Source organism: Alcaligenes sp. SORT26 (genome assembly GCF_017377875.1).
Taxonomy (GTDB): domain Bacteria; phylum Pseudomonadota; class Gammaproteobacteria; order Burkholderiales; family Burkholderiaceae_B; genus Alcaligenes; species Alcaligenes parafaecalis.
Window position 1 is genome coordinate 2,056,525 of record NZ_CP070975.1, and the last position, 22,352, is coordinate 2,078,876.

Consider the following 22,352-nt stretch of genomic DNA (forward strand, 5'->3'; position numbering starts at 1 on the left):
CATTGCGAAGTAACGAAAATAAGAAATATCCACCTGCTATTTAAAAAGCAGAGCCCACATCAGCGACAAGACCTTATTACCCAAAGAAATAAAAGCATAGTTTTAATGTCTGCGCCCTTAGATGTATTTCTCTGCATACAGGGGTTATGCTTGCTCTGTCTTATATAAGCCACTTGATAATCAATTTCAGAATTAACCATGAAACTAGAGACTCTTGCCATTCATGCTGGCTACCAGCCAGATCCGACCACAAAAGCTGTTGCTGTCCCGATTTACCAGACCACTTCCTACGCTTTCGACAATACGCAACACGGCGCGGATCTGTTTGACCTGAAAGTACCCGGCAATATCTACACCCGCATCATGAACCCGACCAATGCCGTGCTCGAAGAGCGTGTTGCGGCCCTGGAAGGCGGGATTGGCGGCTTGGCAGTAGCCTCTGGCATGGCGGCCATCACGTATGCTATCCAAACGATTGCTGAGGCCGGCGACAACATTGTGTCCGTCAGTAAGCTGTATGGCGGAACGTATAACCTGTTCGCGCACTCCTTTCCGCGTCAGGGCATTACCGTCAAATTTGCCCAGCCCAACGACATTGAAGCGCTGGAAGCCCTGATTGACGACCGCACCCGCGCCGTTTTCTGCGAAACCATCGGCAACCCGGCTGGCAACATCATTGATATCCGTGCGCTGGCTGATGCTGCTCACCGTCATGGCGTGCCCCTGATTGTAGACAACACGGTGGCATCCCCTGCCCTTTGCCGTCCTATCGAACACGGTGCCGACATTGTGGTGCACTCGCTGACCAAATACATGGGCGGTCACGGCACGACCATCGCAGGCATGGTGGTGGACTCTGGCAAATTCCCTTGGGCCGAGCACAAAGAGCGCTTTGCCATTCTGAATACACCTGACCCTTCCTACCACGGCGTGGTCTACACCGAAGCCTTCGGCCCGGCTGCCTTTATTGGCCGCTGCCGCGTGGCTCCGCTGCGTAACACCGGTGCTGCTCTGGCTCCCTTTAGCGCCTTCCAGATTCTGCAAGGCATCGAAACCCTGCCTTTGCGCATGGAACGCCATACGGAAAACGCCCTGAAAGTGGCCGAGTACCTGAACAAGCACCCGCAAGTATCCTGGGTCAAGTACGCCGGTCTGAGCGATCACCCTGATCACGAGCTGGCCAAGCGCTACATGGGCGGCAAACCCGCAGCCATTCTGTCCTTTGGTATCAAAGGCGGCATTGCAGCCGGTACACGCTTTATTGACGCGCTGAACCTGGTCCTGCGACTGGTCAATATTGGTGATGCCAAATCTCTAGCGTGCCATCCAGCCAGCACCACGCACCGTCAACTGAACGCCGAAGAACTGGCGGCTGTGGGCGTCAGCGAAGACATGGTGCGCCTGTCCATTGGTCTGGAACACATCGACGACATTCTGGCCGATCTGGAACAAGCGCTGGAAGCAGCCGCACGCGGCTAAAGACGGGAGAACCTGTACAGAGTCTGTACAGGTTTTGCTGCATCAAGCCATAAAAAAAGCCTGAAACCGGTATTGCACCGATTTCAGGCTTTTTTGTATTCTGTGCGCCGCAAACCATTAGCAGGCGGCGTCACCGTCTCAAGGGATCAAGACTTGCGAAACAACTGCGTCAAACCGCCCAGCAAGCTGCTGGCATCGGTAATGTGAGATGGATCAAACTGGCCATTCGGGCTGGCTTGATTGATCAGGGATGGCAGCATGATCTTCAGATTATCCAGCACGCTTTGCTGATTCAAACCCGACAGATCCACCAATTGCTTGATGGCTGGCTGACCCATCACGCCCAACAAATCCTGCTGACCGATTTCCTGATTGCTGCCCTGCGAGATCCAGGACGACACCACATCACCAAAACCGCCGGTACGAAAGCGCTCGATCAAGCCGCTCAAGCCACCGGGATAGGTGCTGACCACTTGAATCAAGGCAGGCAACAAAGCGCCCTGTTCTTTGGATTTAGCATCCGTCGACGACAAGGCCGACACAACAGAATTAAGCAAACTCATTATTTTTCTCCCCAATGCACGGCACCGCGCGCGGGCAGGTGCTGATATCAGGCCTCATTATGCCGTGACAGCCCGCCAGACGGGGCGGATTAATTGTCAAGGTGGGTCAATAGATCACTGGCGGAAAGGCCCTATTGCCCTGGGCTGGGCCTACGCTACACTGGATTATCGATAGTCCCGCACTATGCGCTGCCCACAGACCGACTCCATGGAGACCCTGGAATGACGCAAGCTTCCTATACCGTCCTGTCCTCTGAAGAGACTGCTCGTGCCCTGCCCTATCCCGAGCTGGTCGCCCAGCTAGGTAAAGCCATGGCCCAATATGCCGCTGGCACTATCGTCGCCCCAACCCGTCAGGTTCTGAACTATCCCCAAACAGGGCAAATGCTGTCCATGCCTGCCGTCTCACACGATATAGGGGTACATAAGCTGGCCAATGTGATGCCGGACAATCAGCAGCAAGAGCAGGACATTATCCAGGGCCTGGTCAGCGTGTACAACGCCCAAAATGGCCTGCCTTTGCTCATCATGGATGCGCCCGTCCTGTCCGAACGCCGCACCGCAGCGGTATCCATGCTGGGGATTCAGGCACTGTGGTCCCAGGGCCCCGAGCACATCACCCTCCTTGGTTACGGGCGACAAGCCCTGGCACACTGCGATGCCATCATGACGCTCTATCCCAAGGCTCGCGTCACCCTGACAGGCCGCAATCACGAGCGTGCTCAATCCGTGGCCGAATCCCTGCAAGCGCAATTCGGCGACAGAGTCCAGGCGGCGGCCGCTGTGCCTGACAGGACCGATGTATTGATTGCCCTGACATCCAGCCTGACACCCGTCTATCACGAGCCCGCCCGTCAGGATCGTCTGTTGATTGGCCTGGGTGCATTCAAACCGGACATGGCCGAATTCGAGGCCCATACCCTATTAGCCAGCCGTCTCTATGCGGATGACGTTGCGGGTGCTCGCCAGGAAGCGGGGGACCTGATTCAGGCCCAAGTGGACTGGAGCCAGGTCCAAAGCATTCATCAGGTGCTGCGCACCCCGGCCCCGAAAGACAAGCCCCTCTTCTTCAAATCCGTAGGCTCTGCTGCCTGGGATCTAGCCGCCGCACGCTGTGCCCTGCACCATATAAGCCAGGCCTAAATACTTAGGTCGCTAACTAGCTGACATCACATTCCAAACCGCGCCCAGAGTGTTACTCTGGCGCGTACAATCCCTTACAGTCACTTACCGATCTTTTTTGCCTCGCCATCCATGACTTCTCCTCTTGATCCCATCGAAGACGATCCGTACCAGATCCAGTCCAAATTTGAAATTCTGCGTGTTTTACGGGCTATCGAAAAAGGGGGCCTGCTACTGCACATGGAAGCCAATCAGGGCAATGACCGGATTGTCACCACCATTCTGGACATTGATCTGGATAACAATGTCGTGGTGATTGATACCGCCAACAAAGAAGAAAAAACTCGCAATCTGCTGCAGTCCGAACACACCAGTTTCGAGACCTCGCTGGACAAGATCAAGGTGACCTTCAAGGGCCCTACTCCAGAGGTGGTTTCCTACGAAGGGCAGCCAGCACTGGCCATCCCCATCCCGGAATCCATTCGGCGCTTGCAGCGACGCGAATTCTTCCGCGTCAATGTGCCCGTCAGCGAACCGGCCATGGTGATCTTGCGACTGAATAACGAAACCAAGAGCTTCTTGCTGCACGATATCAGCGGCGGTGGCTTGTCCTTGGTGGACGAATCCCAGAGTCTGGCAGAAGTCATAGGCACGCATAAAACCGAGTCCCTGCTGGAACTGCCGCAAGCAGGTTCTTTCGTCGTAGCGCTGCAAGTAGCGCGTACAGAAACGCAGCAGCTAGCCAATGGCAAACAGATTCAGCGTTTGGGCTGTACCTTTATTGACCTGTCTGCCTCCACGCAAATGGCCATTCAGCACTACATCAGTCGCCTGGAACGTCAGCAGATCGCCAAACAGCGCGGGCACGGTTAATTGAATTGATACGCTTAGGACATCCCCAAATCGCTTGGGGTGTCCACATCGCGCAAAATCCCCTCGTCAAGCAAAGGCACAAACAAAGTCTGATCTTTATTGGCCTGCAACAAGCCACGCGCGCCCTGCTCATCTGAAAGCTCCAGAAGCTGGCGACGCCACTGCAGCCCAAAGCCGATGGGATTGCCGGGCTGAGCATCCAAAACGGGACGCACAATCCCCACCCCATCCTGCACCGCCTGAGCCACCGCAGCGACCGTGCTAGGCCTGACCCAAGGCATATCTGCCAGCAACACCACATAGCCATACTGCGGCTTGCCAGCCTGTATCCCCGCTTTCAAACTGACGCCCATACCTCGAATGGCTTCCGGAGCCTGAACGAACTGGATAGGCAGATCACTTAACTCCTGACGCAAAAGCTGCTCGTGGACATCACAAACCAGCAGCACCTCGTCCAGAACAGACAAAGCCGTTTCACAGACACGGCGCACCATCGTTTTGCCATCGTCCATCCTGGCCAACAACTTCAAGCATTGGCCCGAAGGATCGAAACGACGCCCCAACCCCGCTGCCAGAATAATGCCCGTCACCCCAGATACATGCTGCTGCCCTGCCATTGATTCACCTTTCTAATCCGGTGTGAGCTCTTTGTCACACATAGTCTTTTCACGTCTCTGCCTAAAGGATAAATTTATTGGTGCAAACAAGCACCACAAACCAGGCAAAATAAAATGTAGTAACATGACTACATCAACAAATCACAGGAGGGTGCATCATGACTATCACCACTCTTTCAAGCCGGGAATTCAACCAGGCCACCAGTGAAGCTAAAAAAGCCGCTGCCGACGGGCCAGTCATCATTACAGACCGTGGCCGCCCCTCGCACGTACTAATGACATTCCAAAGTTACCTGCACCTGACCGAGCAGCGCCGCAACATCATCGATGAACTCGCCATGCAGGAAGACGAAGCCGATATCGACTTTGAACCTACTCGAAGCACTATCACCACCCGCCCTGCTGATTTCTGACCATGTACCTTCTGGACACCAACGTCATCTCCGAAATACGGAAAATGAAATCCGGCAAAGCCGATGCGAACGTCACCGCCTGGATTCGCAGCGTCAACGCCGCCACCCTGTACATATCCGTCATTACCGTCCTGGAACTGGAACAAGGCATCCTGGGCAAAGAGCGGGAGGATGCCGCCCAGGGAGCCATACTGCGCAATTGGTTTGAAAACCAGGTGCTACCCACATTCTCCGACTTCACCTTGAACATCGACGCTGCCGTTGCACAACGCTGCGCCCAGCTACATGTTCCAAACAAGAAAGGTGAGCGAGACGCCCTGATCGCGGCAACCGCCCTGGTGCACGACATGACCGTCGTCACACGCAACGCCAAAGACTTCAAAGATACCCCTGTCGCCCTTCTCAATCCCTGGGAGCGCTGAACCCGAACAGCTCTCTTTTCCTCCGCAGCAGTGCCGTTTGGGCTTTAACCCTTGCTGCGTGTTTTCTTGTGGGGCCCGGGTTCGGCTTGTCGGGCGAGTCAGGGCCCTTGCCGCGGGCAGGGTGTCGGGGCGGGATGCAAGGGTCGTGCTGTTTGAGGAGCACGCTTGCGGTTTGTCCGGGGGACAAACCGCGCTCCGAGTTCACGACCCGCCCGTCCCGATGCTCTGACAAGGGCACCCACGCGCAGCGTGGGCAAGGTCCCCGCCAAGACAAGCCGAACCCGGGCCCCACAAGAAAACTACTCACCGCCCTCACGCAAAGCCCAAACGGCACGACCAGAAGAAAGCCGCCCTAAAAAAAGCGACTCCCCCTCAACCCTGCAATCCCAGAACTCAAAGCACAAAGCTCAAAAAAAGCAAATAAGCCCCGTTTAAAAACAAAGCCAAGGGTTTAAAACCATCAATGTCCATTTGACACCATCTGCTATATTTTCCCGACGCAGGCCAAGGGCATCCCCCTTCATCAGCCTTGCCTCAATGCAGCAACAATGAACGCCCACTCTAATCAAACTGTTTCCTCTACCTCAGGGGCCATTCAGTGCAAACAATATCTCGCGCATTCAACACCTGCTCAACAATGAAACTAACAAAACTGTATGCCGCCCTGGCACTCGCCATTGCCCCACTGTCTGCTCACGCCCTGGAAGACAGAGCCGTCACAGACGCATCGGGGCGCACCGTCTTTATCGCGCGGTTTTTTGATATGGGCGATGGTCCATTCGACGAACGCCACAACACGTCCTTCTGGAGCTGGCAAGGACATGATGCCTACAAAAACGAGATCGTTGACGGCCTGAGCTATTGGGCTGAAATACTCCAGATCCAGGGGAACAATCCCCCAACCATCGTCAATATCGGTACGAGTGACGAGGCAGGCAACGCCTACGGTGGCTCGCCCGCCGCCAATGACGGCCAAAGCTCCTTGACGCAAATGCAGCAGAACATCTTCGGCCTGTCGCCTGCCGAAGGTACGCTGCCACTCGGCGGACATGGTTTTTTTGGCCTGGGCCAAGACGACTACGCAACAAACCCGGCATTTACACAAACGCCCCTTACCGGTAAAGACAGCGTACTTCTGACGGCCATACACGAAATTGCCCATGGGCTAGGCGTGTTAAGCAGTGTGGAAGACAGGGGCGGCATAAATGACACACAACCGTATTTCGAAGACCAACTGAATAGCTGGACTCAACTACTAAGAGACGACAACGGCAATCCAGCACAGGCAGACCAGAAGATTCTGTGTAATGGCTGCAACACCTCCTACGACCCTGATGCCTTCGACTTGCGTCAGGACAAAGGCTTTCTGATCGGTGCCAATATCGAGCAAGTTCTGGCCGGTGGCCTGCGTGGTGTCCCCGTAAAAATACTGGGAGAGGACGGCAGCATCGATAACAACTTCATGAGCCATATCGAGCTTCGAAACAGCGTCATGAGCCATCAGAACTACCGCAACTATTCAGGCTTCATGGAAGCTGAACTGGCGGTACTGCAAGATATTGGCTACACCATTGACCGGGCCAACTTCTTCGGACGCTCGATCTACGGCGATGGCCTTGAGCTGGTGAATACACAAGGTTTCTTTGCACGCAATGCCGAGGGCACGCAATACCTTCCAGGCCAATACAACCAATCCACACTAGGTCTGGGCCTGCATATCTACGGCAGCAACAACCAGATCCGACAAGCTGCAGACCTGCTGGCAGCAGGATCAGGCGGCGCGGGTATACGGGTGGATGGCGAGAACAACACCCTTGTCATCGACCCAGGCGTCAAAATCTACGCCGATGGTTTGAACGGGCAAGGCATTCAATTTGCTTACGGCCGTGGACATACACTGGTTCATCGCGGTGACATCCAGGCTACCGGCCCTCAGGGCGTAGGCCTGCGTTTCGATTTTGGCACCAACTCACTGAGCAACGAAGTCGAGCGTCGTGGCTCCTACATACGCAGCAGCGGGGGCGCTAATCAAACCCTGCTGCCGGAACTGAACGGCCCATTGGTTCAACAAGCCGACATTAGTGGGCGAGTCGCAGGCAAAGAAGCGGCCATCCTGATTTCTGACAACGCCTACGTAGAGCGCATCAACCTGATGCAAGGCGCCCAGATCGAAGGCGATATTATTTCGCGCTATGCAGAACGTGACGACAACAATCAACTACGTCTGACCACCCTCTCTTTTGGCCAGACGGCTGACAGCCAGGGCCGCAGCATAGACCAGCCCGACGCAACATTCCACCTGAGCTACGCCGGTAACATCACCGGCAAAGACAATCTGGCCCTGTCGTTTGACGGCGGCACCACGCAACTGAACGGCACCTTGCAGGTCTACAGCGCCACCGTCCAGGAAGCAGCGACATTAGGTGGCAATGCCAACTTCGATCTGGCCAGCGGCAGCGCCCTGATCAACGCTGGCACCTTGACGCCCGGCAACTCAGCCGGACGCATCAGCGTCAACGGAGATTTCCAGCAAACATCGATGGGACGCCTGGTCGCAGAATTTGACGGCAAAGGCAGCCACGACGTACTGGCCGTCAGCGGCCATGCAGACCTGGACGGCACGCTGAAGCTGGAACCCTTGGCCGACTGGTATCAAAACTCCTGGTCAGTCGACACTGGCTCGCTGGTAGAAGCAGCCAGTCACAGCGGCAACTTCAGTACTACCCAGATCGCTCATGTATCACCCACCTTGCGGTTTGATGCTGCGGCCCTAGGCAGTGAACGCTACCGCTTGTCTGCCACCCGTGCCGACAATGCCTACAGCCAGTATGGCAACGATGCCAACCAGCGAGAGGCCGGGAACGCCTTGTTCAAGCTGGCTGCCGCCGGGCCCGCCTCCGCGCAAGCACTGTTCCAGACACTCGACTTCTCGGCCACGGACGGCTCACAAATACCCACTGCCCTGGACCAGATTTCACCGGCTGGCTACAGCGCTGCCATGGCTGCTTCCCTGATGCATGAGCGCTCAATCATGCAAACTGCCCGTCAAGGCCTGAGCCAAAGCCTGCTGCGGCCTGGTACGGAATGGCAAGGCTACGCCTTGGTATTTGGCGCAAACGCCGATCAGAACACGCGTGGCTCCATGCTGGGCTACGACGCTAATAGCTATGGCTTGATCGTTGGGGCTGGGCGCGCGCTGGAATCGGCTCCCGACTTCGCCGTCGGCGCCCAACTTGATATTTCAGACCTGTCAGTCAAACCGGATGCCCCTTACTCTGGCAAGAGCAAAGCCACCGCATTTGGCCTTGCTGCCCACCTGCAATACCGTCCTGGAGCAAAAGAAGGCCTTTTTGCTTTCAGTGGGCTGCGTCTGGGCCTGGAGCAAGCTGATATGCGCAGGCAGATTGCTATCGGTGACTACCAGGCGAGCCACTCATCCGACTGGACCGGGCGCAATCTGTCGCTTGATGCAGGCACAGGCTACCTTTGGGAGCTGAACCCCTCTTTATCGGTAGGCCCCTTTGTCAGCATGAACTATGCCTTGGTGTCCCGGCCCTCTATCGACGAATCGGGCAACGCGGCAACGCGCCTTCACCTGGACAGCAAACGCATCGACGCCTTGCGCTCCAGCCTTGGGCTGACCGCCACCTGGAATCGCGCCCTGAACGATGGCAGCAACTTGGCCATGAATGTCGACGTGGGCTGGAATCATGAATGGCTGAACCGCGATCTGACTCAAGCGGCACATTTCGCGATTGCGTCCACGGATACCGCGTTTGATACCCGCAATAGCGTGCTGCCCCGCGACACAATGAACCTGCGAGCAGGCCTGACCTGGCAACGCAGTGAGCGCCTGTCGATTGGCACCGGCATCAGCTCACAGTTCGGAGGTGGATATTCATCGCTACAAGGACAGGTGAATCTGCGCTGGGCGTTTTAACAATCGACGCCCTCTTACAGACCTGAACCACAAGTACAAAAAAACCCCTGGGAGCCATTCGACTCCCAGGGGCACAGGTCCGATAGCCTGCCCCCAAGCGGCAGGCCACCGATACTCGATCAAAGACCAATCAACTTCATCGCCTCTTCACGCGTCGCCACGGTGGCGTACTTCTGACGCATGTCGAAAAGATTAGCCTCATGCGGGCCAATTGCACGATCACCCACGCAATCAGAGACGACCAAGGGGCGGAAGCCCAGTTGCATCGCATCAACCACACTGGAGCGCACGCAACCGCTGGTGACCGCACCGGCAACCAGCAGTGTTTGCACACCACGTTGGGTCAACCAAGCTGCCAAGGGCGTACCAAAAAACGCGGAGGGTACATTCTTGCGAACCACAAACTCGCCCAGAGCAGGTGCCAGTTCAGGCACGATGTGGCTGTTGTGCGCGTCTTCGGTCAGACCCAGCATGCCGGGGACTTTGATGCTGAAGATATTGTTATCAGCGCCATCGTCGGCATACACAATACGGGTGTGAGCCACAGGCCAGCCCTGTTCACGAGCCGTTGCCAGTAAGGTCTGCGTGTTCTCGATAGCCTCAGGGATATTGCCGCCACCAAATACCGCCGGGTCGGCAAAACCGTTCACCAGATCAATAATCAGCAAGCCATACGGAGCTTTAGGCTCCAGCGTCGACCCAAAACCTTGTTGAGCGTAAACCGCTCCTTCATTCGTACTCACCAACGCCTCCGTCCAGTACTTTGCCATCACGCACTACGGCGCGGCCATCCAGGCTAACCGTGCAATTGCGCAAAGGAATATCAATGTGGCATGCCGTTGTCCGCTTGCCGCCAGCTTCATTATTCGGTCCCAAGGAGAACAGGAAGTTACCCTCGAAAGCGCGCGCATCCATACCAATCGTGTTCTCACGCGAGTACAGACCCAAAGTGGACCAGTGAGCACGCGGCTGCAGACCCCAACCAATATGGGAAATCGCGTAGCCTTCAGGATCGTTGAAAGTCTTCATGTACTCGTCCAGCAGCTCGGCTTCGATACCACCTTCAATCTTGGTGGCGTAGCCGTTTTCTACCGTCAGAATGATCTGCTCAGTCGAGTACTTCTTTTGTGGCAACAGGATGTCGCCCTTGTCGATCACGATGGTGCCGTTGGTACCCAACTCATTAGGCCAGGTCAGCACAAAGCCGCTAGGCCAGTGGTCCCAACGGCCGGGCTCGTCCACAAAACCGTACTCGCGAATCGCGGGGAATTCACCCAGCGGGCAACGCAAATCCGTACCGGCAGCCGAGGTAATGCTCATTTCCTTGGCGGCCTTGATCAAAGCGGCGGCTGCGGTCACGCGTGCACGATCTGCTTCGGTTGGCACAGTGCGAACCAGAATTTCGGGTGGCTCTACCGCCAACAAAATCTTGGTACCGGACTTCAGAATGTCGATCTGCTCGGGCGAGAACAACAGGGTCATCAAATCCAGAACCAGATCGCTGGCCTTCAAGGCCGCAATCGCCGCTTCATTACCTGTCAGCGGAGTCGTACCCAAGTAGGCCAACGAGTCACGGCTCAAGGCTTTTTCCGCATTGACCGGCAACAAATCCAGGCGATTCACAATCGCACCCATAGACTGAGCCGCAATCTGTGCACACTGCATCGTCTGCGGGTGTGTGGTCGAGCTGGTCAGCAAGGTCACTGTCTGACCGGCTTGCAGCTTGGACAGACGCAGCACTTCCTGCCACGCCTCGATAAGTTGGTAATCACTTACTGCCATCTTGTCTCTCCTTGTGAAAGGTTCCGACACTGACGCGGAACCTCTGCATCACGACGGGCCACCCATGTGGCCCTTTCAACATCACACCAGGCGCTGGCCCAGGAAATCACCGAAGGCCTCGTAAAAGCCGGCTTCGTTGTCCCAGGGAATCATGTGACCAGCATTGGGCACGCGTACGTGCTGAACGCCAGAGGCCAGTTGCTGAATCTCGGCCACGTCTTCATCACGCACCACGTCGCCACGCTCGGCGGTCATCAGCAAGGCGGGGACGTTCAGATGCGGGAAGTCGACGTGAATGTCATCGGTGTGGAAACCTTCAAAGCTGGCCAGAATCGCAGGCTCGTGGCAGGTGTGCAGCCACTGAGCACGCAATTGCAGTTGCTCTTGGGTCCAGGTCGGGCAGAAGGCGCGCATGTCTTCAGCCGTACAACCCTTGCGAGCCATCGCCATGGAATCCACGTACCAAGGCAACTTGGAAGGATAGGCACGGCGATCTGGGCCGGAGACGGGAGGATCAACCATCACCAGACGGCTCAAGCCATCGCTGTTCTTGTGAGCGGCACGCAAACCAATGCGCGCACCCATGGAGTGACCAACCACGATGTAGTCTTTCAAACCCAGTTCTTGGGCCAATGCGATCAAGTCATCCGCCTGTGCGTCCAGGCTGTAGTCCATACCTTCCGCTGCTTCGCTCAGACCACGACCACGCACGTCCTGGATGTAAGTATCAAAGTGCTTGCCGAACTGCTCGCCCACAAAGCCCCAGGTCACAGCCGGGCTGGTGATGCCAGGAACGATGATGACGGCAGGACGCTGATCGCGCCCACCGACGGAACCGCCGAAACGCAGGTAATGCTGACGAATGCCATTGGCATGAACATGGCCGCCGTAAAGAAAGGTACTCATTAATCTGTCCTTGGATTGAAACCGTCAGGCCTGGGCCTGACCCATGAAAATTGCTGCTGCCTACGCCGTTTGAGGCGCAGCAGCCAGCGCGGCCCGGACCACATCCGGTGTAAAAGGCACTTGCCGAAAACGTCGGCCAGTTGCATCAAATAAAGCATTGGCAATAGCCGAGGCACAGGGCACGGAGGCGGACTCGCCCGACCCCATGGGCGGCTCGGATTGCCTGTCCATCAAAACCACCTCAATAGGCGGGATGCGCGGGAAATCAACAATGGGATAAGCCCCCCACTCCGCGCTCACCACGCCTTGCGCGTTAAAGCGCACCTGCTCATACAAGGTCCGGCTCAAAGACTGAATCACATTGCCGTGAATCTGGTGACGCACACCCGCCGGGTTCACCATCTGCCCAGTATCCTGACCGACATAAATTTGCTCGACCTCGATCACACCCGTTTCGGCATGCACCCGCAGATCCAGCAACCAGGCGGACCAGGCTGCACCAAAACCGGGAAATTTGCTGTGGATATAGCGGGCGTACGACAAGCCACGGCCATACAAATATCCTTGCTCATCCGGCTGCCCACGCGAACCTTGACGCCGCAACTGCCATTGGCCCTTATCAGCCACTGCCTGCAGCAGTTCCTGGGCACGGACGTCCTTATCCAGATAGCGCAAGCGATAGGTCAAGGGGTCGACCTGAGCCTCTACCGCCAGCTCGTCCAGAAAACAGTCATGCGCAAAGGAGTTCGGCATGGCCGACACGCCACGCAACCAGGACGCGCGCACAATCGCAGGCATATCCTGGCAAACCACTCGTTGTTTGGGGTAGCTGTAAGGCGGCACGGCGGTACGGTCGCCCATTTCCAATTGACGCGGTGCCGCCGATTCACGGCCTGTTAGCAACAAGGCCAGATTCGGTGCATCGTTGGAGGGGTAATGCGTCACAAAATCGTAGTGACGCAACTGCCCTTGGGCATCAATAGAACCTTCTACATCCATCAACTGGGCGGCTCCTTTGGGCTCCCAGCCATGTTCCTGTTCGCGGGTCAGTTGCACGCGTACCGGCGCACCCACCGCCCGCGACATCAGCAAGGCATCGGCGCAAACATCGTCGGCACAATTGCGGCCATAGCATCCTGCGGCCTCGTGACGGATGATCTCCAGACCTGCCTCGTCTTCGTCCAGCAACTGACTTAAATGCACACGCAACATATGCGGGTTCTGCGAGCCCGACCAGATGCGGCTATGACCGGGCTGGTAATCGGCCACGGCGCAAGAAGGACCAATCGAGGCATGTAACTGGAAAGGCCAGATATACGTACGCTTCAGGCGCTTGCCTTCCGGCGGCAACTCATCAAAACCCGGACCCGTATCTGTCAGCAAACGCTCTGTCATGGGCTGACGACGAATCAACTGCTCCAGATTGCTCATATCCTCCAAAGGAGGAATCGCTTTCCAGCGCACTTTCAATTCTCTTGCGGCACGCATCGCATGCTCTTCACGGCGAGCCACCACACCAATAAAGTCACCCAGCACGACAAGCTGCACATCATCGCCAATATGGCGGATGGATTGCTCGTCGACCGACTCCAGGCTGCAACCTACAAAATCCCCGCTGTCCCGCCCTATATAAGGAGGACGTACGACACGACCATGCAGCATGCCCGGCACGCGCACATCCTGTACATAAACCCATTGCCCAGCCACTTTTCCGGGAATATCGACACGCGCCTGGGGGGTCCCTACAATGCGCAATTGCTCGGCCGATTTGGTGGGGGTTTCTTTATCCAGGTAGGCGCGTAGCTCCAGGCCTTCCAGCAATTGCCAGTAGCTCAGGCTGCGCCCGTCAGGGGCAATAACGGTGCCGTCCTCGACCCGCAGTTGATCTGTATCCAGCATCCAGCGCTGTGCGGCTTGTGCCAGCAATAATTGCCGTGCCTGAGCCGCCGCCTTGCGCAAGGGCACCGCATGAATCTGAATAGACGCACTGGCAATTGTGGGCCCCTGATTCGGGGACGCATCGGTATGGCCCAGCACCATTTGTACGCGCGACATGGGTACGTCCAGCTCGTCGGCCACAATCTGGCTCAAAGCCGTTTGAATGCCCGTGCCCAAATCCACGTGGCCATGAAATGCGCGCACCCAGCCCTGCTCGGACACCGCGACAAAGATATCGTCGTGCGCCTGCAGATACTCGGACACCACGCCAGGCTGCCCAGGCGAGGGCTTGGGAGGCCGGGCCGGTGCCGCTAAAATCAGCAAGGTGCCGGGCGCCTTGAGCAAGTCTTGCTGCTGGTGGCGCGGCGCATCGTAAGACATCACACTCTCCTGGCTGGGCTTTATCAACAAGGTCTATGGGGGGCCGATACGGATCAGACCCTGGAAAACCCGCCTGAGGCACGCACTAGCAAAACACGAATTACTAGCGTACACGCCCTAATAAAATCAAATACAGTGCGCTAAAACTCATTTACCGCAACTACTATAAAGAGAAAATCAAGGGCTTAATAATCAGTGTAAACCCTATATTAAATAAGAAACACCCGAATTCAAGACCGCTTGCCAAGAGGGCTTTGATTGATGCCTCAAGGGAATAGTAGAATCTATTTACTCAATAAATTAAAGTGTATACACTTAATTTAAGCATATCAATACCGAGCTGATAAAAGCACCGCACACGCTGTCAGACAACAAGGTGCGATCAACCAAAGGTGAAACCCATGAACCCTTGTACTCGCCCGCACACCTTGCGGGTCAATCAAGAGACCCACATCATCGAGGTGGAACCCGATACTCCGCTGCTTTATGTCCTGCGTAACGATCTGGAACTGAATGGTCCCAAGTTCGGCTGTGGCCTGGGCGAGTGCGGCGCCTGTACAGTGTTGGTAGATGGCGTGGCGGCACGCTCCTGTGTGGTGCCCGTCAGCCTGGTTGAAAACCGGCAGATCACTACATTGGAAGGTTTGGCCCAGGACGGCCAGCCCAATGACGTCCAGCAGGCTTTTATTGATTGCCAGGCGGCCCAATGCGGCTATTGCCTGAACGGCATGGTCATGACCGTGCAGGCTTTGCTGGACCGTAATCCGCAAGCCACTGAAGAACAGATTCGGGACGAGCTGCGTTATAACCTGTGTCGCTGCGGTACCCATGTGGAAATCATGCAAGCAGCACTGCGTGTCGCAAAGGCCCGGCAATGAGTCATTCAGTACAAGATACTTCCCGAGCGCAATGGCCAGAGCTGCCACCCGGCACCCATCTCTTGCACGGGGCGCTTGTGCGCCCTCCTTACTGGTCTTACAAAAACGGGCAGTACCAAGGTGCAGAATTACAAACCGTAGACAAGCAGGCTGCCCTGCAAGTGCCCGGTGTCGTTGCTTGCGTGCATATGGGCAACTTCCTGGGTGTGCTGGCCGTTCAAGTGGAACAGGCCCATCAGGGCGCCGCATTGCTGGATGCCCGCTGGGCCACCCCTGTCCCATCGAATCAGGCGGCATTGTCCGCCAATGAAGCAGCGGCCAAGACCAGCAGCACGCCCGATCACAGTTACGAATGGCAGGCGGCGGCAGATCATCAGGAAACCGCCTGGGCCCGCGCGTGCTACCACGACAAGAAACTCTATGTATGGGCGCATACTCAACGGCCTGCTGCGCTATTGATTGAGCTGCAAGCCCTTAGCGGCCTGCCAAGTGAACAAATCTGCCTGCTAGATATAGCGGGCAATCAGGCGGATGCCTATGACTGCGCAATGGATGCTGCTGTCATGGCCTTTGGCCGCCCCCAGGCGGTACAGGTACGGGCCAGCCACAGCGAAGCCATTATTCGTTTGAGCGTCTATCAGAACACGGCCACTCCCGGTGATCTGAGCGCACACTTGCAAGCCAGCCGCTGGCATCTGAATACCTTGTCGGGCGCCCGCCCCTCTTTGGCGGCCATTCTTTGTGGTCAGCAAGGTCTGCCCAGCAGCGGGCCGGAAGTCAAAAGCGATTACTTTGCGGCACCTAGCCCTAGCTATGATGGCGCCGCTGCCAGCAGCGACCCCGATAGCCTGGCCCAAGCCACCGTCTTTGCGCAAGAATCGCAATTCGATCAGGACTGCCACATTCTAGGGCTGGACCCGTTGGAAGCGCGGCTGGAACAGGTACACAGCCCGCAGGGGCGCGATCTGCTGCAACGCGTTGCCGCACAATCAGACTGGTCCGAGCCTTTGCCCACACAACAAGGTCCTTTACGCAAAGGACGGGGACTGGCTTACAGTCATATTGTTGAGCAAGTCCCCGGCCAAGCAGCGCGAGAGCAATGGTCTGCCTGGGCGGTGGATGTCAGCGTCGATACCCGCCAGGGAACGCTTAGCATCGACAAGCTGACCATTGGCCACGACAGCACAGAACTGGGCAATCCCGCCCAATCATCGGAGTCTGCACCGGCTTTGGCCGACAGGCTGGGCCGCTGGGCGCAGCAATTACTGAACAGCACCGCGGGCAATAGTGGTGATGCGGCGAGCAACAGTGCAAAGAAAGACGCGACAGCCAAACCTGCCGTCCAACTGGTCAAACGGGAATCTGCCGTAGGCCAGCCATTGGCCTGGAATCAGGGCGTAGAGCTACCTGCTGCTGCCGCCATTGCCAATGCCATTTTCAATGCCAGCGGCATACGTCTGACCAGCGCCCCCTTTAGCGAGCAATCGCTGGCGCTGGGCTATCAGGAAGGAAAAACAGGCAGCAGCAAGAAACGCAAAGCCTGGTGGGGTGCCCTGGCCGCAGTAGCGACCGGCACCGTATTAAGCGCCCTGCCCTGGCGTCCAGCCATTGCGCCGGTGGGCCAAGTGGATACCTCCATCTTTTCAGAGCTGGCTATTGAGCGTGGCCGACTGGTTGCCATTGCAGGTGACTGCATGGTCTGCCACACCGCAGAAGGGGGCACACCCAATGCCGGTGGCCTGGGCCTGGATACGCCCTTTGGCACTATCTACACCACCAATATCACCCCCGATAAAGAAACCGGCATTGGCAGTTGGAGCTACAAAGCCTTTGAGCGCGCCATGCGAGAAGGCATTCATCAGGACGGCCGTCATCTGTATCCGGCCTTTCCTTACACCGCTTTTGCCAAGATCAGCGACGAGGACATGCAGTCTCTGTATGCCTACCTGATGACGCAGGAGCCGGTGAAGTCCGAGGTCCCGGAAACCAAGCTGCCTTTCCCCATGAATATGCGGCCTTTGGTGGCGGGCTGGAACATGCTGTTTCACCGCGACCCGAATGCCTACGTCCCTGACCCGACCCAGACGGTGCAATGGAATCGGGGTGCTTATCTGGTCAATAGCAGCGGCCACTGTGCCGCCTGCCATAGCCCGCGCAATATGCTGGGTGCAGAAAAAGGCGGCGAGGCCAATTTCCTGGCCGGAGGCTTTGCCGATAACTGGGAAGCGCCCGCTTTGAACAGCCTGTCCAAAGCCCCCATCCCCTGGACAGAACAGGAGCTGTACCAATACCTGCGCACCGGCTATTCACCCCGCCACGGTGTGGCGGCGGGCCCGATGGGCCCCGTCGTCGCTGGTCTGGCCGAACTGCCTGAGTCTGATGTGCGCGCTATGGCACATTATCTGAGCAGCTTGAATCCGGTTGAGAGTGAGCAAGAGCAAACGCACGCAGCACAAGCCGCCCGTCTGGAGCAGGACAGCCGCAGCAACAAAGAAGTAATGCTGATGCCAGGCGAGAATCTGTTCAACGGTGCCTGTGCTGTCTGTCACGATCCGCGTGGCGGCCCGGTTCTGTTTGGAGCGCGTCCTTCCCTGGCTCTGAACAGTAATCTGCATAGCGAGCACCCGGACAATGCGATTCAGGTCCTGATGCACGGCATTACCCGCCCCGCGCAGCCTACCCTGGGTTCCATGCCTGCGTTCAAGAACAGCATGAACGACGAACAGATGGAAGATTTGCTGAACTATATGCGGGCACGTTTTGCGCCAGAGAAGCCAGCCTGGACAGGACTGAAAGACAAGATTGCGACCATACGGGAGCAGAAGGGACACTTGTAGGCTGAGCTAGTCCACAGATAGTGTTGGGCACACGGCAAAAAAACAAAGGCGGCTTCAAGTTTTCACTTGGCCGCCTTTGCTTTATCGTTCATCGCATTCAGACTTGCTTAATCAACCCGAAAACCCACCTGCTTGCAAAAATTTCTGCTCTTCCTCTGTCGTGCTGCGGCCAAAAATCGCATTGCGATGGGGGAAGCGACCAAAGCGTTCGACCACATCCAGATGCTCTTCAGCATGGTCCAGCCAGGGACGGCCAATTTCCTGATTCAGGCGCACGGCCTCTTGCTGATCTGCCAGATTTTCTGCATGAGAATACGGCAGGTAACAGAACACACGGCGCTCTAGCGGGATCTGCTTATCCTGACCTTTGGCAACCATGGCCTTGGCAATCGCCAAGCCTTTATCATCCGTTGCGTACATACGGGTGGTATTACGAAACGAGTTGCGCGGAAACTGATCCAGCAGAATCAACAAGGCATAACTGCCTTCTGCTGTCTGCGCCCAGTCGTCAAACTCGCCCTTGGCCGCACGCTCGTGCCAGTCTAAAAAGCGCTCGCGAAATTCCCGGTCAAAGTCATCGGACTTGCGAAACCATTTCTCCGGTCCTGCCTCAACCCAGAAATCAATCACTGCCTGCGGATTAGGACGTGCATCTGCCATGGTGTTCTCCTGAAGCCGGTCAGGCCTCTGCTATCTGGAGGCCTGAAGTTAAACAGACAGGTAAGTGCGCCGCACCTGCTCGTTGGCACTTAATTCCTGCATCGCGCCACTGTACCGTATTTGTCCCTTCTCCAGCACATAAGCCCGATCCGACACCAGCTCGGCAAAGTGCAGATTCTGCTCAGACAACAAGATACTGACACCGGCCTGCTTCAACTCCAGAATCATGTGCACCATCTGCTCGACGATCACGGGGGCCACCCCTTCGGACGGCTCGTCCAGCAAGACCAGATAGGGATTGCCCATCAAGGTCCGCGCCACCGTCAGCATTTGCTGCTCGCCGCCGCTCATCTGTCCGCCCGGCCTGTCCTGCATCTGGCCCAGATTGGGAAACAGGCTGTACAAACGCTCCGGCAACCAATGCGGTGCGGCCGAGCCATCGGGCCAATGCCGGGGTGCTTGTCGCCCCACTTCCAGATTTTCCGTGACACTCAGATCGGTAAAGATACGCCGGTCTTCGGGCACAAAGCCCAAGCCTGCACGGGCAATCTCAAAGGGCTGCTTGTCGTGGATAGTCTGTCCCATGAATTCGATATGGCCGTTGGAGCGCTCCATCAAACCCATAATGGATTTCAAGGTGGTGGACTTGCCTGCGCCATTACGGCCCATCAGCGCAACCACCTCGCCGCGTTGCACGGTCAGAGACAGATCGAACAGAATATGCGCGGCCCCGTACCAGGCATTCAGACCATCGACACTGAGCAAGGGCTCCTCGGCCGTCATGCCTGCGCTGCTCCGGTCAGAACCGGCGAATAAATCCTGCGTCATGCTGGCTCCTTGTTCTCGAATGTTTTGCCCGTGCCAAAGTAGACCTCCTGCACTTTGGGATGCTGGCGGATATAGTCTGCATCCCCTTCAGCCACCAACCGACCACGAGCCAGCACCAGCATGCGGTCCGAATGCTCGAACACCACATCCATGCTGTGCTCGGTGAACAGCACGCCCATATTGCGTTCAACCACCAGCTTTTTGGTCAGACGCATCAGCTCATTGCGCTCTTTGGGAGCCATACCGGCGGTGGGCTCGTCCATGAGCAAAAGACGCGGATCATTGGCCAGGGCAATTGCCAGCTCTACCCGTTTCACATCGCCATAAGCCAGCTCGCTGCAAGGCCGCTCTGCCTGAGCCAACATGCCCACTTGATCCAGCAGATCCAAAGCACGGGCTCGCTCGAACTGTGCCGCCCGCCGCCAAAAGGAAAACAGTTTTTTCTGATGCGCCAGCAAGGCCATCTGCACGTTTTCCACCACGGTCAAGGAGGCGAAGGTAGCCGCGATCTGGAAGGTACGGCCTACCCCCATTGCCGCAATCTTGCGCGGAGCCAGACCCACCAGTTCCTGATCGCCCAAACGCACCGAACCTGCAGTTGGCGTCAACTGCCCGCCCACCATATTGAAAGTAGTGGTTTTGCCTGCGCCATTGGGGCCGATCAAGGCCAGGAACTCCCCGGCCTGCACATCAAACTCAATTCCGTCTACGGCCAGATTGCCGCCAAACGCTTTTTTAAGACCTCGTACTTGCAGCAAACTCATGACGATGCCTCCGGTGCGACGCGACGATGCGCCCAGCGTTTGAAAAAGCCAGCAATACCCTGAGGGAAAGCCAGAACCAGCAGCAAAATAACGCCACCAAACAAGGCGCGCCAATATTGCGTAATCCCCAGGAAGAAGTCTTGCAGCAAGGTAAACACGGCTGCACCGACCACCGGACCCACCAGGGTTTGCAAACCACCCAACAAGACCATGACCAGGCCATCCACGGATTTATTCACCGCAATCACTTCAGGTGACACGCTGCCCTTGGAAAAGACAAACAAGGCACCGGCCAGACCCGCAAAGGTGCCCGCCAGGATAAAGGTCAGCCACTGCACACGTTTCACAGGGATACCAATCGCCTCGGCCCGCAAGGCCGAATCCCGACTGGCTCGCATGGCATAGCCAAAAGGTGAGAACAAAATCCGGCGCAACAAGAAAGCGGCTGCCACGACAACAAACAAAGCAAAGTAATAGTAGCGATCACCCGACAGCCACTCGGCAGGCCAGATACCCACCACACCATTGGAACCGCCGGTAAAGCTGTCCCACTGATACACAATCGACCAGACGATCTGTGCGAAAGCCAAGGTCAGCATCGCCAGATACACCCCGGACAGACGCACGCAGAACCAGCCAAAAACCATGGCTCCCAAACCCGCGACGGCCGGGGCCAGAACCAGTGACCAGCCCATCGACAAGGCGGCCGCCTTAAAGAGCAAGGCCGCCGCATAAGCACCCAGCCCAAAATAAGCGGCATGGCCAAAGGAGTTCATCCCGCCTGGCCCCATCATGAAGTGCAGGCTTAAGGAGAACAGGGCCAGGACCAGAATATCCAGAGCCAGCACAGGCGCATACGGGAACCAGTCGCTCATCAAGGGCAAGGCCGCCATCACACCCAGAACCACCAGCACCATGATCTGGAACGCCCCGCTGCCCGCACGCAAAGGCGCTTCAATCGGAGCGGAGTTACGGCTGACCGCTTGAGCACGTCCAAACAAGCCCCAGGGCCGGAACACCAGCACCACGGCCATGAAGATGAACTCCACCACCAGCGTCAGTTTCGGAAAGGCAAAGTCCACACCAAAGAAGGTGACGGTGCCCAGAGCGATACACAGAGCCTTCAATTCAGCGACGATCAGGGCAGCCACGTAAGCACCGGGGATGGAACCCATGCCACCGACCACCACAATCACAAAGGCATCCCCGATCACGCTCAAATCCAGCAGCAGATTGGCAGGCTGACGCGGCAATTGAACCGCACCGCCCAAACCGGCCAGAAAGGCGCCCAAAGCAAATACACCCGTAAACAGCCAGGCCTGATTCACGCCCAGCGCGCCCAGCATCTGTCTGTCGTGGGTGGCGGCGCGCACCAGCACGCCCCAACGTGTACGAGTCAGCAAGAGCCACAACAAGCCCAGCACCACCGGGCCGATTACGATCAGCACCAGGTCATAAACCGGGAAGAAGCGCCCTGCAATGGAAATAGAACCGTTCAAACCCGGAGCCAGCGGCCCCAGCAGATCTTCCGGCCCCCAAACCGCCAAGGCGCCATCGTTGATCACCAGCACCAGGGCAAAGGTGGCCAATAACTGAAACAGCTCGGGCGCTTTATAAATACGCCGCAGCAGCACAATTTCCAGCAAGGCCCCCAGTGCGCCCACCAGCAAGGCGGCCACAATCAAGCCCGCCCAGAATCCCAGTGCCGAACCACCCATGAATTGCACGGTGGAATACGCCATGTAGATGCCCAGCATGTACAGGGAGCCGTGTGCAAAGTTGACGATACGTGTCACCCCAAAAATCAGGGATAAACCCGCCGCCACCAGGAACAAAGACGATGCCTCGGCCAGTCCGTTAAGGAACTGAACCCATAAACCCGATAAGGCCATTACTGCCTCGCGTCAGAAGTGGCGCGCCACACGGCGCGCCGATCTACGAAATACTGC

At 56.9% G+C, this 22,352-nt stretch carries 18 protein-coding genes; 8 read left to right on the forward strand and 10 right to left on the reverse strand.

Going from position 1 to position 22,352, the window contains the following annotated elements; genetic code table 11:
* Window positions 1-198: 198 nt before the first annotated feature.
* Window positions 199-1,479, forward strand: coding sequence for a bifunctional O-acetylhomoserine aminocarboxypropyltransferase/cysteine synthase (locus JYG33_RS09550; protein ID WP_207871915.1), 1,281 nt, complete (start codon window positions 199-201; stop codon window positions 1,477-1,479).
* Between the two features lie 146 nt (window positions 1,480-1,625).
* Here the strand turns inward: JYG33_RS09550 and JYG33_RS09555 are convergent, their stop codons facing one another.
* Window positions 1,626-2,042 (reverse strand): YidB family protein, encoded by a 417-nt coding sequence (locus tag JYG33_RS09555; RefSeq protein WP_207871917.1) that lies wholly within the window; start codon window positions 2,040-2,042, stop codon window positions 1,626-1,628.
* Between the two features lie 222 nt (window positions 2,043-2,264).
* Between JYG33_RS09555 and JYG33_RS09560 the strand changes: the two genes are divergently transcribed.
* Window positions 2,265-3,185 carry a delta(1)-pyrroline-2-carboxylate reductase family protein gene (locus JYG33_RS09560; protein WP_207871919.1) on the forward strand — a complete coding sequence of 307 codons (921 nt, stop codon included), beginning with the start codon at window positions 2,265-2,267 and terminating at the stop codon, window positions 3,183-3,185.
* A 111-nt stretch (window positions 3,186-3,296) separates the two neighbouring features.
* Window positions 3,297-4,037 carry a flagellar brake protein gene (locus tag JYG33_RS09565; RefSeq protein WP_207871921.1) on the forward strand — a complete coding sequence of 247 codons (741 nt, stop codon included), beginning with the start codon at window positions 3,297-3,299 and terminating at the stop codon, window positions 4,035-4,037.
* 14 nt (window positions 4,038-4,051) lie between these two features.
* On the opposite strand, the gene JYG33_RS09570 is transcribed toward JYG33_RS09565, so the two are convergent.
* On the reverse strand, window positions 4,052-4,654 hold the full coding sequence (locus JYG33_RS09570; protein ID WP_207871923.1) for a nucleotidyltransferase family protein: 603 nt from the start codon (window positions 4,652-4,654) through the stop codon (window positions 4,052-4,054).
* Between the two features lie 158 nt (window positions 4,655-4,812).
* Between JYG33_RS09570 and JYG33_RS09575 the strand changes: the two genes are divergently transcribed.
* From JYG33_RS09575 to JYG33_RS09585, 3 genes are all read left to right on the forward strand, one after another.
* Entirely contained in the window at window positions 4,813-5,067 is a 255-nt protein-coding gene (locus tag JYG33_RS09575; RefSeq protein WP_207871925.1) for a type II toxin-antitoxin system prevent-host-death family antitoxin, read from the forward strand.
* Between the two features lie 2 nt (window positions 5,068-5,069).
* Window positions 5,070-5,489, forward strand: a complete 420-nt coding sequence (locus tag JYG33_RS09580; RefSeq protein ID WP_207871927.1) for a type II toxin-antitoxin system VapC family toxin — start codon at window positions 5,070-5,072, stop codon at window positions 5,487-5,489.
* 637 nt (window positions 5,490-6,126) lie between these two features.
* Window positions 6,127-9,429 (forward strand): autotransporter outer membrane beta-barrel domain-containing protein, encoded by a 3,303-nt coding sequence (locus tag JYG33_RS09585; RefSeq protein ID WP_207871929.1) that lies wholly within the window; start codon window positions 6,127-6,129, stop codon window positions 9,427-9,429.
* A gap of 119 nt (window positions 9,430-9,548) precedes the next feature.
* On the opposite strand, the gene JYG33_RS09590 is transcribed toward JYG33_RS09585, so the two are convergent.
* The 4 genes from JYG33_RS09590 to JYG33_RS09605 form a co-directional block, all read right to left on the reverse strand.
* Entirely contained in the window at window positions 9,549-10,172 is a 624-nt protein-coding gene (locus JYG33_RS09590; protein ID WP_243430136.1) for an N-carbamoylsarcosine amidohydrolase, read from the reverse strand.
* A complete protein-coding gene (locus tag JYG33_RS09595; RefSeq protein WP_207871933.1) occupies window positions 10,159-11,211 on the reverse strand; it encodes a 2,5-dihydroxypyridine 5,6-dioxygenase in 1,053 nt (350 codons plus the stop codon). The genes JYG33_RS09590 and JYG33_RS09595 overlap by 14 nt, the downstream gene beginning before the upstream one ends.
* Window positions 11,212-11,292: 81 nt before the next feature.
* On the reverse strand, window positions 11,293-12,117 hold the full coding sequence (locus tag JYG33_RS09600) for an alpha/beta hydrolase (protein ID WP_207871935.1): 825 nt from the start codon (window positions 12,115-12,117) through the stop codon (window positions 11,293-11,295).
* Between the two features lie 60 nt (window positions 12,118-12,177).
* Window positions 12,178-14,436 carry a molybdopterin cofactor-binding domain-containing protein gene (locus tag JYG33_RS09605; RefSeq protein WP_207871937.1) on the reverse strand — a complete coding sequence of 753 codons (2,259 nt, stop codon included), beginning with the start codon at window positions 14,434-14,436 and terminating at the stop codon, window positions 12,178-12,180.
* 401 nt (window positions 14,437-14,837) lie between these two features.
* Between JYG33_RS09605 and JYG33_RS09610 the strand changes: the two genes are divergently transcribed.
* Complete coding sequence (locus JYG33_RS09610) at window positions 14,838-15,314, forward strand: (2Fe-2S)-binding protein (protein WP_207871939.1); 477 nt, start codon at window positions 14,838-14,840, stop codon at window positions 15,312-15,314.
* Window positions 15,311-18,151, forward strand: a complete 2,841-nt coding sequence (locus JYG33_RS09615) for a c-type cytochrome (protein WP_207871941.1) — start codon at window positions 15,311-15,313, stop codon at window positions 18,149-18,151. Before JYG33_RS09610 ends, JYG33_RS09615 begins: the two co-directional genes overlap by 4 nt.
* Window positions 18,152-18,262: 111 nt before the next feature.
* Here JYG33_RS09615 and JYG33_RS09620 read toward each other — a convergent pair whose 3' ends face one another.
* From JYG33_RS09620 to JYG33_RS09635, 4 genes are read right to left on the reverse strand one after another with little or no spacing between them, the layout of a single operon-like run.
* Window positions 18,263-18,811 (reverse strand): DUF924 family protein, encoded by a 549-nt coding sequence (locus JYG33_RS09620; RefSeq protein ID WP_207871944.1) that lies wholly within the window; start codon window positions 18,809-18,811, stop codon window positions 18,263-18,265.
* 48 nt (window positions 18,812-18,859) lie between these two features.
* Entirely contained in the window at window positions 18,860-19,594 is a 735-nt protein-coding gene (locus JYG33_RS09625) for an ABC transporter ATP-binding protein (RefSeq protein WP_243430345.1), read from the reverse strand.
* Window positions 19,595-19,635: 41 nt separating this feature from the next.
* Window positions 19,636-20,403, reverse strand: a complete 768-nt coding sequence (locus tag JYG33_RS09630; protein WP_207871950.1) for an ABC transporter ATP-binding protein — start codon at window positions 20,401-20,403, stop codon at window positions 19,636-19,638.
* Window positions 20,400-22,295, reverse strand: a complete 1,896-nt coding sequence (locus JYG33_RS09635) for an ABC transporter permease (RefSeq protein WP_222668720.1) — start codon at window positions 22,293-22,295, stop codon at window positions 20,400-20,402. The genes JYG33_RS09630 and JYG33_RS09635 overlap by 4 nt, the downstream gene beginning before the upstream one ends.
* Between the last annotated feature and the right edge of the window lie 57 nt (window positions 22,296-22,352).

Bases quoted from the DNA above. Each gene is read 5' to 3' on its own strand.
- JYG33_RS09550 (WP_207871915.1), top strand. From the start codon at position 199: ATGAAACTAGAGACTCTTGCCATTCATGCTGGCTACCAGCCAGATCCG.
- JYG33_RS09555 (WP_207871917.1), bottom strand. From the start codon at position 2,042: ATGAGTTTGCTTAATTCTGTTGTGTCGGCCTTGTCGTCGACGGATGCT.
- JYG33_RS09560 (WP_207871919.1), top strand. From the start codon at position 2,265: ATGACGCAAGCTTCCTATACCGTCCTGTCCTCTGAAGAGACTGCTCGT.
- JYG33_RS09565 (WP_207871921.1), top strand. From the start codon at position 3,297: ATGACTTCTCCTCTTGATCCCATCGAAGACGATCCGTACCAGATCCAG.
- JYG33_RS09570 (WP_207871923.1), bottom strand. From the start codon at position 4,654: ATGGCAGGGCAGCAGCATGTATCTGGGGTGACGGGCATTATTCTGGCA.
- JYG33_RS09575 (WP_207871925.1), top strand. From the start codon at position 4,813: ATGACTATCACCACTCTTTCAAGCCGGGAATTCAACCAGGCCACCAGT.
- JYG33_RS09580 (WP_207871927.1), top strand. From the start codon at position 5,070: ATGTACCTTCTGGACACCAACGTCATCTCCGAAATACGGAAAATGAAA.
- JYG33_RS09585 (WP_207871929.1), top strand. From the start codon at position 6,127: ATGAAACTAACAAAACTGTATGCCGCCCTGGCACTCGCCATTGCCCCA.
- JYG33_RS09595 (WP_207871933.1), bottom strand. From the start codon at position 11,211: ATGGCAGTAAGTGATTACCAACTTATCGAGGCGTGGCAGGAAGTGCTG.
- JYG33_RS09600 (WP_207871935.1), bottom strand. From the start codon at position 12,117: ATGAGTACCTTTCTTTACGGCGGCCATGTTCATGCCAATGGCATTCGT.
- JYG33_RS09605 (WP_207871937.1), bottom strand. From the start codon at position 14,436: ATGTCTTACGATGCGCCGCGCCACCAGCAGCAAGACTTGCTCAAGGCG.
- JYG33_RS09610 (WP_207871939.1), top strand. From the start codon at position 14,838: ATGAACCCTTGTACTCGCCCGCACACCTTGCGGGTCAATCAAGAGACC.
- JYG33_RS09615 (WP_207871941.1), top strand. From the start codon at position 15,311: ATGAGTCATTCAGTACAAGATACTTCCCGAGCGCAATGGCCAGAGCTG.
- JYG33_RS09620 (WP_207871944.1), bottom strand. From the start codon at position 18,811: ATGGCAGATGCACGTCCTAATCCGCAGGCAGTGATTGATTTCTGGGTT.
- JYG33_RS09625 (WP_243430345.1), bottom strand. From the start codon at position 19,594: ATGACGGCCGAGGAGCCCTTGCTCAGTGTCGATGGTCTGAATGCCTGG.
- JYG33_RS09630 (WP_207871950.1), bottom strand. From the start codon at position 20,403: ATGAGTTTGCTGCAAGTACGAGGTCTTAAAAAAGCGTTTGGCGGCAAT.
- JYG33_RS09635 (WP_222668720.1), bottom strand. From the start codon at position 22,295: ATGGCCTTATCGGGTTTATGGGTTCAGTTCCTTAACGGACTGGCCGAG.